The sequence below is a fragment of the Peptostreptococcus equinus genome, from assembly GCF_027125355.1.
Lineage (GTDB): Bacteria > Bacillota > Clostridia > Peptostreptococcales > Peptostreptococcaceae > Peptostreptococcus > Peptostreptococcus equinus.
Window position 1 is genome coordinate 274944 of the sequence record NZ_CP114052.1, and the last position, 11692, is coordinate 286635.

Sequence of the window (11692 nt, forward strand, 5' to 3'; positions counted from 1 at the left end):
TATAGAAAGGGATAAATATGAATCTTATAGTATTTTCTGGACCGCCTTCATCAGGAAAGACAAGTGTAATATTAAAAACAATAGAAGCTTTAAAAGGGCAAGATATAAAAGTAGGAGTAGTAAAATTTGATTGTCTTTATACAGATGATGATATACTTTATGAAAAGGCTGGAATACCAGTAAGAAAGGGTTTATCTGGAGCACTTTGTCCAGATCATTTTTTTGTTTCTAATATCGAAGAAGTAGTTAAATGGGGTATTGATAATAAATTAGACTTATTGATAACAGAATCGGCGGGTTTATGCAATAGATGTTCTCCTTATATAAAGGAAATAAAAGGAGTTTGTGTAATAGATAATCTATCAGGGATTAATACACCCAAAAAAATAGGTCCTATGCTAAAGGCTGCAGATATTGTGGTGATTACAAAGGGAGATATTGTATCTCAAGCTGAAAGAGAAGTATTTTCTTCAAAGGTAAACTCTGTCAATCCTACAGCAATAACGATGCATGTAAATGGGCTTACAGGACAAGGCACTTATGAACTAAGTACACTTTTAATGGACGAAGAAAAGGAAATTGATAGTGTAAAGGGTATGAAATTAAGATTCCCTATGCCATCGGCTTTATGTTCTTACTGTCTAGGAGAAACTAGAATAGGAGAACAATTTCAAATGGGAAATGTTAGAAAAATGGATTTGGAGGATAGATAATGAAAGAAGTTGAAATACTAAAAATTAATGAGCTTTTAGAAAAGTATCCTTTTGTGGAATCGTATTTTGAAGAAAACAAATTAGATATTAGTGGATACGAAAATAAAACTTTTATTGAATTTTTAGATCATTTTACCTTGGAAGAGGTTGAAGATATGGCTCTGGATTTAAATAAAAATTTAATAGATTTGCAAGAGTATATTAGACAAATGAAATCGTTTTTAGGTATAGAAGTTTCAAACTCTGTAGATGTACTGACAATACTTCCTGGACAAGATAAATTGGGGAATCCAGAAGGTTTTGAAAGGTTAGACATAAAAAAATCCGAAATGATAGCTATAGTAGGACCGACAGGGTCAGGAAAATCTAGACTACTAGCAGATATTGAATGGACCGCACAAAATGATACACCCACTAAAAGAACAATACTTATTAACGACCAATATCCAGATAAAAAATGGAGATTTTCATCTAATAATAAGTTAGTAGCCCAATTATCTCAAAATATGAATTTTGTCATGGATTTATCAGTAAAAGAATTTTTAGAATTACATGCAAGAAGTAGAATGGTAGAAGACATAGAAGAGACCGTAGAAAAAATATTAGAAGAAGCAAATAAATTAGCTGGTGAAAAGTTTAGAATAGATACACAAATTACAGCTCTTAGTGGAGGTCAGTCTAGAGCTTTGATGATTGCTGATACTGCAATACTTTCATCTTCACCAATAGTTTTAATAGATGAAATAGAAAATGCAGGAATTGATAGAAAAAAAGCCTTAGATTTACTCATTTCATCAGATAAAATAGTTCTAATAGCTACTCATGATCCCAATCTTGCACTATTAGCAGATAAGAGAATAGTAATTAATAATGGTGCAATCATAAATATTATAAATACTTCGGTAAATGAAAAAAATAAATTAATAGAATTAGAAGATATGGATAGAAAAATACAAGAATTAAGAAGAGCTTTAAGATATGGTGAAAGTTTATAGTTTAATTAGATAAAATGGATACACTTTATTAAATATTAATAATTATCATATAAATAAATGGGTATAAAAAATAAGATGACATTTTGTTTAAATTATATAAAATAATTGTAAATACTATTGTAGACACTAGATTGCAATTATTGTATAATATTTAATAGGAATTTTATGAATTTGTTTATAAAGGATAAAATGATTTAAATCAAAGCTAACAATGAAGGGAGAATTTTATGAATACAGTTTCTGTAGAGATATTAGAAGATTTATACTATATGGGTGTAAATGACAGAGATACTAATTTATTTGAAAATATGTGGCCATTACCAGAGGGAGTTGCGTATAATTCATATTTAATAACTGATGAAAAAACAGCGCTTTTAGATACAGTAAAAATAACTAAGGTGGACGGATTTCTTGAAACTTTAAGAAATAATTTAGGAGAAAGAGACCTTGATTATTTAGTAGTTCATCATATGGAGCCAGATCATTCAGGCTGCTTCAAGACAATAATGGATATATATCCAAATGTTACAGTTGTAGCCAACAAGAAGGCTAGAGCAATGATGAATGATTTCTTTGGTTTTGAACCAAAGAATTTTTTAGAAGTAAAAGATGGAGATACTTTAGAATTAGGTAAGAAGACACTTACATTTGTGAATACTCCTATGGTACATTGGCCAGAATCAATGGTTTCTTATGAAACTTCAGAAAAAGTATTATTCTCACAAGATATATTTGGTGGATTTGGTGCTTTAAATGGTACAGTATTTGATGATGAAATGAATTTTGAATTTTTTGAAGATGAGTTTAGAAGATATTATTCAAATATAGTAGGAAAATATTCTAAGCAAGCTGCTAGAGCACTAGAAAAAGTGAAAGCTTTAGATATAAAGGTTATTTGCCCAGTACATGGTGTAGTATGGAGAAAAAATCCACAGAGAATAATTGATGAATATGTTAAATATGCTAACCAAGTTAATGAAGAGGGTGTAGTAATAGCATATGGAACAATGTATGGAAATACAGAAAAGATGGCAGATCAATTAGCAAGATTTATAGCAGAAGAAGGAATAAAAAATGTAAGAGTATTTGATGTGTCTAAAACTAATGTATCTTATATATTAAGTGAAGCATGGAAGTACAAAGGACTTATATTAGGAAGTTGTACTTATAATAATGATGTATATCCGACTATGAATCAGTTATTGTATACATTTGAAATGAACAAGATGAAAAATCATGCATTAGGTATATTTGGATCACATGGATGGAGTGGCGGTGCAATAAAAGAATTAACTCGTTTCGCTTCAGAGGGTGGAGATTTCCAAGTAATGCCAACTGTGGTAGATGTAAAAGGAACTATGGAAGATAATGATATAGAATCATTGAGACAATTAGCCAAGGAAATAGCTGAAGCTGTAAAGGAAGCTTAACATTATGAAGATAAGAGGTTTTGAATTAGTTTCAGAAGAACATAGAAAGCATCCAAATTTACAAATAAATTTACCTCAAAGAGGAACGGCAAAATCCGCAGGATATGATATTTGTACGCCAGTAGATATAAAAATAGGTCCAAGAGAATGTTCTGATGTGATTTTTACGGATATAAAATCTTATATGCAAGAAGATGAAGTTTTGTGTACACATGTAAGAAGTTCGATTGGTATGAAAAAAGGATTAGCACTTGCAAATATCACTGGAATAATAGATTCAGACTATTATTCAAATCCAGGTAATGATGGTAATATTGGTTTTAAACTTAGAAATTTAACTGACCAAGAAGTAGTAATTCAGGCGGGAGAAAGAGTAATACAAGCGATATTTACTAAATACCTTATAAGTGATGATGATTGTCCAAAGTCACAGGAAAGATTAGGTGGTGTAGGCTCTACGGGAAAAAAATAAATCTTTTTAGACTTTAAAAAAAAGCTATAAAATGATATAATATAGTAGTATTGTTGCGAAAGAGCAAGAGTCTAAAAACAAAAAAGATGATCTAGTTTAACTAGGTCGTTTTTTTTGTTTAAAAACCTTGGAGCAAATCGATTGCTTTAATAATGTATTTTTTGAGTCATATATATGGTATAATAAAATTTAGTTAATAATTTTATTATTGAATAGGAAAAATAAAAATGAAAAAAGTAATAATTCTGATGACTACTTTAGTGATTACAGTATCATCAATATTTACGGTAAAGGCTATTGTAAATAATAACTTTGCAAAAATGATGAAGTATCAAATAAGTGAGCAATCAAAGAAAGAAAAGTATCCTTTTAAATCAATTGAGAGGGAGCTGTATGGTAATGTAATAATAGATAAAGATCTAAGAGATGACTCTAAAAATTTAATATATAATAATACATATAAAATAAATTATAAAGGAAGATACTATGATAAACTTTATTCATCGAATAATATAGAAGTTAATAAATTAAATGATGGCAAAATATCAAACAATACTCCTTTAAATTATGGTGATACTAATTTTAGTGATGAAAAATTTATTATGCCAGAAGATAATGACTTTATTATTAAAAATCCAAGTATTGAAATTCTATTAAATGAAGATGACTATAAAATAGTCAGAGTTATTCTGGAAGATTTTGAATACTTTGAAGGCAGTAATGATGATGTGGAAATAATGGGACAATATGAAGAGCAATCAGAAACTGTAAATACAGATTTAAATAATATGGAATCGGAAAGGTTAGAAGTAGAAAAACCATTATACAATAAACCTGAATCTGAAGCTTATAGCTATATTAGAGAAAACATTAGTAAAGAAAATACTGACAATATAATAATCAGAGGTAAAGGAGATCTAAGAACAAATATAGAGAGGTATTATATTGATGATTTTGAAAGTGGAAATTGGAATATTGAAAATATGAAGTGGAATAATGGAAAGCATTATGGTAATAAGCATAAATAAAAATAATAAAAGAGGAAGAACAAATTTGTTCTTCCTCTTTTATTTATAAATAAATTGATTAAAAGATTAATATATGATAGAATAAAAAACAAACATATGTTCGAAAAAGGAGGGTTTTATGATCAATAAAGTATTTTTTCATATAGATGTTAATTCAGCATATCTTAGCTGGGAAGCAGCTAGAAGATTAAGAAGTGATAAAAAAGCATTAGATATAAGAAAAGTAGCATCTGTTATATCTGGAAATCCGGATAAAAGGAGTGGAATTGTATTAGCAAAGAGTGAAGTGGCCAAAATTTTTGGTATAAAAACAGGTGAATCTATAAAAACAGCTAGGGAAAAATGTCCTAATATATATGTAATAGCTGCTGATTTTGACTTATATATAGAATCCTCAAAAAAATTGATGCAATTGTTAAGAACATACTCTCCTAATGTATATCAATATTCTATAGATGAAGCTTTTATTGATATGACAGGTACTGGAAGATTGTTTGGCGATCCTGTAATATGTGCTGATAATATGAGAAAGAAGGTATATGAAGAATTAGGATTCACTATAAATATTGGTATATCTGAAAATATGGTACTAGCGAAAATGGCAGGCGATTTTTCTAAACCTAATAAAACACACACTTTATTTAAAAATGAAATAGAAAAAAAACTATGGCCTTTACCCATAGAAGATTTATTTTTTGTAGGCAGGAAAACCTCAAAGAAATTGAGAAATATAGGAATAACAAATATAGGAGAATTGGCTAATATGAACATATCTGTTTTACGAAAATACTTTAATAAACATGGAGAAATTATATACAATCATGCAAATGGTTTAGACGGTTATGATTTTTTGAAAAAAGGGTCAAAAGAAAAATCTATAGGTAATTCTACGACTACAGCATTTGATATAGAAGATAGAAAAACAGCAAAACATTTAATATTATCCTTGGCAGAAACTGTCTGCGCTAGACTAAGGCACAAAGATATGAAAGCAAAAGTGGTGAGCTTAGAATTTTTAAACACAGATTTTAAAAGATATAGTATGCAGAAAAAAATGGAGTTTGGAACTAATTCAATAACTATTATTTATGAATGTGCATGCTCTATATTTGATAATTTATGGGATGGAAGACCAATAAGACATATAGGTGTATCTACTAGTAAAATTTTTGATAAACAAATAGATCAGATAAATTTTTTAGACATTATAAGTAATGAAAAACTTAATCAAAAAGAATTAAAGCTATATAGTGCTATTGATTCTATTAGAGATAAATATGGAACGGAATCTATACAAAGAGCAAGTTTTGTTAATGGATCGTTTAAACATATGGAAGGTGGTACAAGTAAAAATAAAAAAGATGGATTAGTTTACCTCTAAGAAAATTGCATATTTTAAAGTCTATGAAAATTAATATTGTGCTGTTATAATAACTATAGATAGTACAATATTATATGAGTAATATAAGTAAAATGTGGTATATATAACTACATAGATATAATATGTAAATATATGAGGAGGAAGTTATGAGCGAAAAATTAATACATGATATAGTAATAATCGGTGGTGGTCCAGGAGGGATGACTGCAGCTTTATATGGTGGTAGAGCTGAGCTAGACACACTTATATTAGAAAAAAATTTCCATGGAGGGCAGATGGTATCTACAAATGAAATAGAGAATTATCCTGCACTTCCTGATACTAATGGAATTGAACTATCTAATACCATGTTGGAACATGCAAAAAAGTTTGGTGCAAAGATAGATTACAAGGGAGTAGATTCAATAGAAATAATGGAAGACGGAGTAAAGAAACTTATATGTGGAAGTGATGAAATTTTTACAAAAACTGTTATTTTATCTATGGGATCTACACCTAGAAAATTAAATTTAGATAAAGAAGATAAACTTGCAGGTAGAGGTATAGGATACTGTGCAATTTGTGATGGTGGATTTTATAAGAATAAGGTAGTAGCTGTAAATGGTGGTGGAGATACAGCTGTTGAAGATGCTTTATATTTGTCAAGATTAGCTTCAAAGGTTTATCTAATACATAGAAGAGATGAATTAAGAGCAAATAAGACTCTCCAGACTAGACTTTTTGATTCTGGTGTCGAAGTAGTCTGGAATAGCACAATCAAAGAGATAAAAGGTGAGGATAAAGTTCAGTCTATTATTACCGTAGATAAGACTGATAATTCAGAGAGAGAAATAGAAATAGATGGATTATTTATTGCTATAGGTGGTATACCACAGTCAGATTTAGTAAATGATCTTGTAGAATTAAATAAGCAAGGATATATAGTAACTGACGAAGACTGTAAAACAAATATACCAGGAATATATGCAGTAGGAGATATAAGAGTTAAATCTTTGAGACAGGTAATAACAGCAGCAGCGGATGGAGCTATAGCAGTTCATGCGGCAGAAAAATATATATTAGAGAATCATTAATAAAAAATATAATAATACATATAAAAGTGAGCTACTAAAATTTTTAGTAGCTCACTTTTATATAATTTATAAAACTCTTATTCCTTCTAATAAAATTTTTAAACCTATTAGAATTAATATTGTACCGCCTATTATTTCAGATTTACTTTTATATTTTGTACCGAATCTAAATCCGACATAGACAGCCAAAGTTGATAAAGTAAGAGTTATTAAACCGATAATTGAACAGGCAAATAAAATATTGATTTTTAATAAGGCAAAAGAGAATCCTATAGCCAAAGCATCTATACTAGTAGCTATAGATAGCGTTAACAGCTCTTTATAGTCAATTTTTAAATCTCCACTTGCATCACATAATATCTCTTCTTCGGTTTTGACCTCTCTAGATTCTCTAATCATATTAAAACCTATTAGTGCCAATAAAATAAAGGCAACCCAGTGATCAATGGAAGCAATAAAGTTTGCGAATTTAGATCCGAGGAAATATCCTATAAAAGGCATAAAAGCTTGGAAAAATCCAAAGAATAAGGCTATAATGCCAGCTTTTTTCCAGTTCATTTCTCTCTGGCACATACCTTTACAAATTGCTACTGCAAAAGCATCCATACTTAGACCAGTGCCTATCAAAACAATATCAAACAATCTCATAAATAATTATTCTCCTGTAGGTGTACTTTTTTTTGATTTAGTATCTTCAGTATCAGTGTTATTAGATTCTTTTGAATTTTTATTATCCTTACTTTCTATATATTCTTTTCCAGTTTCAGCATCTATTATTATAGTCTTTTTTATTAATTCCTTTTCATTTTCTGCAGCATTGGTAAAATTAAACTTATATAAGTTTTTTCCGTCCTTATTGTAGAATGAATAAGATTCTACAATATTTACATTAGCATCTTTAGTGTAAGGTGTAGCTTTTTCAATTGCATCTTTAAGATCTAATGTAGTCGCAAAATCAATAAATTTATTATTACCTTTGCCTAATGGACCTTTATTTTCTGTTTTAATTATATTTCCATTGCTAGCATCTATTGTAAGTATTTGATTTTCCTTAGTCTTAGTAACACCATCTAAAAAGTATAAGAACTTGTTATTTACTTTTTTAAGCTCTAAAGAAATAATGCTACTAGCTTTATTGGCTGTAGTAAATTTTAATATTGCTTGTTGTGGACCTATAATTTTTGCCATTCTAACATCAGAAAAATCTTCTGTTCTTTCAACTGTAGCTTTTCCGACCTGCGAATCCTTTTTCTTATTGTCTGTACAAGCTACGCTTGAAATACATATAAGAGCAGACAAAGAAATCATAATTACTTTCTTATTTACAATACATATATTTTTTTTTGTATATTTCATTTCAATCCTCCCAGTTCAATTTTATAATATTATTATACAGTAAATGATATTATAAATGAATGCTTATAACTAATATAAGTTTCAAAAAAATAGTTTAAGAAAATATAAAGATATATAAAGAAAAGCTATAACAAGTAAGTTTGTAGTATGTTATAATGATTGAACATGGATTAAAGGAGGTGCTGTTTTGAAAATCATAATAATCGGTGGCGGTAAGGTAGGAACAAAAATATCTGAAAAACTTTCACTGGAAGAACATGATGTAACAGTAATAGAAAAAAATACTGATGTAATAAATAAAATAAAAGTACATCAAGATATAGCTTGTATTAATGGAAATGGTATAAATTATGAAGTATTGGAAGAAGCTGGAGCAAGTAATGCCGATTTATTAATAGGATGTACTTCATCTGATGAAATAAATATGTTTTCATGTCTTTTAGCAAAAAAAATAGGTGCAAAGAAAACGGTGGCAAGAGTTAGAAATCCAGAACTTCACAATCAATTAAACTATATAAAAGATGATTTAGGACTAGATATGGTAATTAATCCAGAACTAGTAGCAGCTAGAGAAATGTCTAGAATACTTAGGTTTCCATCTGCAATAAAAGTAGAACCTTTTGCCAAGGGGAAGGTAGAATTAGTTGAATTTAAAATATATAAAGAATCTCCTTTAGCTGGAATGGCAATGAATCAGATAGCAAAAAAATTTAGAATAAATGTTTTAATTTGTGCAGTTCAAAGAGGAGAAAAGGTATTTATTCCAAATGGAAAGACTGTAATAGAAGAAAAAGATAAGCTAAGCATAGTAGCTTCTCATGAGGAGCTAGAATACTTCTTAAAAGAGATTGGTGGATTTAGAAAAGTAATTAGAACAGTAATGATAGTAGGTGGAGGAAAAATATCTTACTATTTATGTAAAACCTTAGAAAAAAATAATATTAACATAAAGATAATTGAGAAAGATCTTAATACATGTAAAAATCTATCACAATCTCTTCCTAAAGTAGAAGTAATATATGGTGATGGTACTGATCAACAATTACTAGAAGAAGAAGGTTTAGAAGAAGCAGAGGCATTTGTATCTCTTACAGGTATAGATGAAGAAAACATACTCTTATCTATGTATGCAAATACAAAAAATATATCTAAGGTAATTACAAAAGTAAGTCAATCAACATTTCAAAATATGGTATATAACTTTGATTTAGATACAGTTATTTCTCCTAAAGATATAACAGCCACTATCATTGTAAGATATGTCAGATCTATGAATAATTCATATGCCAGTAAATTAAATAGTATGTATAAAATTGTAGATGAAAAGATTGAAGTATTGGAATTCACTGTTAATGGAGCATGCCAAATTGTGGGAAAAAAATTAAAAGACCTATCTATAAAAAAAGATTTACTTATAGGTTGTATAGTTAGAAAAGGAAAGATAATTATTCCAAATGGTAACTCTACAATAGAAAACGGGGACGATGTGATTATAGTTACTTCTTATTTAGATATATTAGATATAGATGATATAATAGAATAGAGGTTATAAAAGATGAATTATGAAATGATGATTTATGTAATAATGAGTATAGCAAAGATAGAAGGTTTGCTATTATTTGTACCATCCTTGGTATCTCTAGTATATGGAGAATACAAGACATCTATGCAAATTGCAATAATTGCAATTGTATTTACAATCATAGGATTTATTACAACTATAAAGAAACCGAGGAAATCGGACTTATTTACTAAAGATGGAATATTAATAGTAGGTATGGCTTGGATTTGTTTTTCTATAATAGGTTCATTACCATTTATAATTACAGGATCTATACCTAGTGTAATTGATGCTCTATTCGAGACAGTATCAGGATTTACAACGACCGGTTCTTCTATACTCACAAACATAGAGGATTTACCACAAGGTGTTGTATTTTGGAGGTCGTTTACTCACTGGATTGGTGGAATGGGAGTATTAGTATTTGTGATGGCTATTACACCTTTAGTTGGTAGTAGTACTATGAATATAATGCAAGCAGAAGTACCTGGTCCATCAGTTGATAAGTTAGTTCCTAAAACAAAGCAAACAGCTAAGATATTATATACTATATACATTGTAATGACTCTTTTAGAAGTAGTATTCTTAATGTTTGGTAATATGTCATTTTTTGATAGTTTGATGCATGCATTTTCAACAGCAGGTACGGGAGGATTTTCTAATAAGTCAAATAGTGTGAAATATTTTGATAGTGCATATATAGATGGTGTGATTACAGTATTTACTATATTTTTTGGAATAAATTTCAATATATTTTATTTACTATTACTTAGAAAATTCAGCAGAGCATTTAAGAGTGAAGAATTAAGATGGTATTTAATAATAATAATTATAGCCACAACTATGATAACAATTAATACATACAGTGTATATGGATCAGTGTTAAAGGCGTTTAGATATGCGTCTTTCCAAGTAGTGACGGTTATTTCAACTACTGGATTTATGACTGCTGACTTTAATCTATGGCCTAGCTTTTCTCAAGCAATATTAATATTGCTTATGATAATAGGTGCATGTGCAGGTTCTACTGGAGGAGGCTTAAAAGTTTCAAGGGTATTGATAATATTTAGGTATATGAAAAGTGAAATAAAGAAAATTATACACCCTAGATCAGTTAATAATATAAGCTTTGAGGGGAAAGTTATTGATGATAGTACATTAAGAAGTATATCTGCATATTTAATACTTTATAGTTTTATAATACTATTTTCTTTTTTATTGATATCTATTAATAATTTTGATTTTCAAACAAATATGAGTTCAGTAATAACTTGTATAAATAATGTAGGACCAGGTTTAGGAAAAATATGTGGGCCTGTAGGAAATTTTTCTTCATTTTCAGATTTTTCGAAGATAATATTAATATTTGATATGTTAATAGGTAGATTGGAAATTTTCCCAATTATCTTGCTATTCAGTCCTAGGATATTAAAAAGAAGATTTTAAATAAAATAAATTAAATTTATTGGTATTTACATCATTATATTATGGTACAAATAAAGATAACTAACTGAAAATTTAAGAAAACTAGGTATAAAAAAAAAGATTAGATAAAATTAGTTCAGTTTTTACAGAACTAAAAATGGAAAAAGGTAGAAATAATTCATATTTTTGTCTTTTTATCCTTTACGTCATAATTATTAGTGTGGTATACTTTATAAGTAATAGACGTGTTCATTGGTA

General features: G+C 28.6%; 11 protein-coding genes. 9 read left to right on the forward strand and 2 right to left on the reverse strand.

Annotated features, from left to right (window positions below; all coding sequences use genetic code 11):
• Positions 1 to 17: 17 nt before the first annotated feature.
• The 7 genes from O0R46_RS01490 to trxB all read left to right on the forward strand — a co-directional run bounded on the left by O0R46_RS01490 (position 18) and on the right by trxB (position 7092).
• On the forward strand, positions 18 to 713 hold the full coding sequence (locus O0R46_RS01490; RefSeq protein WP_269311841.1) for a GTP-binding protein: 696 nt from the start codon (positions 18 to 20) through the stop codon (positions 711 to 713).
• On the forward strand, positions 713 to 1708 hold the full coding sequence (locus O0R46_RS01495; protein ID WP_269311842.1) for an ATP-binding cassette domain-containing protein: 996 nt from the start codon (positions 713 to 715) through the stop codon (positions 1706 to 1708). The genes O0R46_RS01490 and O0R46_RS01495 overlap by 1 nt, the downstream gene beginning before the upstream one ends.
• A gap of 227 nt (positions 1709 to 1935) precedes the next feature.
• Positions 1936 to 3138, forward strand: coding sequence for an FprA family A-type flavoprotein (locus O0R46_RS01500; protein WP_269311843.1), 1203 nt, complete (start codon positions 1936 to 1938; stop codon positions 3136 to 3138).
• A 4-nt stretch (positions 3139 to 3142) separates the two neighbouring features.
• Positions 3143 to 3610 (forward strand): dCTP deaminase/dUTPase family protein, encoded by a 468-nt coding sequence (locus O0R46_RS01505; protein ID WP_269311844.1) that lies wholly within the window; start codon positions 3143 to 3145, stop codon positions 3608 to 3610.
• A gap of 227 nt (positions 3611 to 3837) precedes the next feature.
• Complete coding sequence (locus O0R46_RS01510) at positions 3838 to 4638, forward strand: hypothetical protein (RefSeq protein ID WP_269311845.1); 801 nt, start codon at positions 3838 to 3840, stop codon at positions 4636 to 4638.
• 118 nt (positions 4639 to 4756) lie between these two features.
• Complete coding sequence (locus O0R46_RS01515; RefSeq protein WP_269311846.1) at positions 4757 to 6019, forward strand: DNA polymerase Y family protein; 1263 nt, start codon at positions 4757 to 4759, stop codon at positions 6017 to 6019.
• A 146-nt stretch (positions 6020 to 6165) separates the two neighbouring features.
• The gene (gene trxB / locus O0R46_RS01520) at positions 6166 to 7092 is read left to right on the forward strand and encodes a thioredoxin-disulfide reductase (protein WP_269311847.1); all 927 of its coding nucleotides are present in this window, start codon (positions 6166 to 6168) and stop codon (positions 7090 to 7092) included.
• Between the two features lie 66 nt (positions 7093 to 7158).
• Here trxB and O0R46_RS01525 read toward each other — a convergent pair whose 3' ends face one another.
• Together O0R46_RS01525 and O0R46_RS01530 are read right to left on the reverse strand one after the other, a co-directional pair.
• Complete coding sequence (locus O0R46_RS01525) at positions 7159 to 7740, reverse strand: manganese efflux pump MntP (protein ID WP_269311848.1); 582 nt, start codon at positions 7738 to 7740, stop codon at positions 7159 to 7161.
• Between the two features lie 6 nt (positions 7741 to 7746).
• Positions 7747 to 8448, reverse strand: coding sequence for a PepSY domain-containing protein (locus O0R46_RS01530; RefSeq protein WP_269311849.1), 702 nt, complete (start codon positions 8446 to 8448; stop codon positions 7747 to 7749).
• A gap of 187 nt (positions 8449 to 8635) precedes the next feature.
• Here O0R46_RS01530 and trkA point away from each other — a divergent pair, with 187 nt between their 5' ends.
• Positions 8636 to 9991: a Trk system potassium transporter TrkA gene (trkA, locus tag O0R46_RS01535; protein ID WP_269311850.1), complete on the forward strand. Its 1356-nt coding sequence runs from the start codon at positions 8636 to 8638 to the stop codon at positions 9989 to 9991.
• Positions 9992 to 10003: 12 nt separating this feature from the next.
• On the forward strand, positions 10004 to 11455 hold the full coding sequence (locus O0R46_RS01540; protein WP_269311851.1) for a TrkH family potassium uptake protein: 1452 nt from the start codon (positions 10004 to 10006) through the stop codon (positions 11453 to 11455).
• The last annotated feature ends 237 nt before the right edge of the window (positions 11456 to 11692 follow it).

What these genes read in the sequence shown, in the direction of transcription:
- O0R46_RS01490 (WP_269311841.1), top strand. Translation starts at nt 18, where the DNA reads ATGAATCTTATAGTATTTTCTGGACCGCCTTCATCAGGAAAGACAAGT.
- trxB (WP_269311847.1), top strand. Translation starts at nt 6,166, where the DNA reads ATGAGCGAAAAATTAATACATGATATAGTAATAATCGGTGGTGGTCCA.
- O0R46_RS01500 (WP_269311843.1), top strand. Translation starts at nt 1,936, where the DNA reads ATGAATACAGTTTCTGTAGAGATATTAGAAGATTTATACTATATGGGT.
- O0R46_RS01510 (WP_269311845.1), top strand. Translation starts at nt 3,838, where the DNA reads ATGAAAAAAGTAATAATTCTGATGACTACTTTAGTGATTACAGTATCA.
- O0R46_RS01525 (WP_269311848.1), bottom strand. Translation starts at nt 7,740, where the DNA reads ATGAGATTGTTTGATATTGTTTTGATAGGCACTGGTCTAAGTATGGAT.
- O0R46_RS01530 (WP_269311849.1), bottom strand. Translation starts at nt 8,448, where the DNA reads ATGAAATATACAAAAAAAAATATATGTATTGTAAATAAGAAAGTAATT.
- O0R46_RS01495 (WP_269311842.1), top strand. Translation starts at nt 713, where the DNA reads ATGAAAGAAGTTGAAATACTAAAAATTAATGAGCTTTTAGAAAAGTAT.
- O0R46_RS01505 (WP_269311844.1), top strand. Translation starts at nt 3,143, where the DNA reads ATGAAGATAAGAGGTTTTGAATTAGTTTCAGAAGAACATAGAAAGCAT.
- O0R46_RS01540 (WP_269311851.1), top strand. Translation starts at nt 10,004, where the DNA reads ATGAATTATGAAATGATGATTTATGTAATAATGAGTATAGCAAAGATA.
- O0R46_RS01515 (WP_269311846.1), top strand. Translation starts at nt 4,757, where the DNA reads ATGATCAATAAAGTATTTTTTCATATAGATGTTAATTCAGCATATCTT.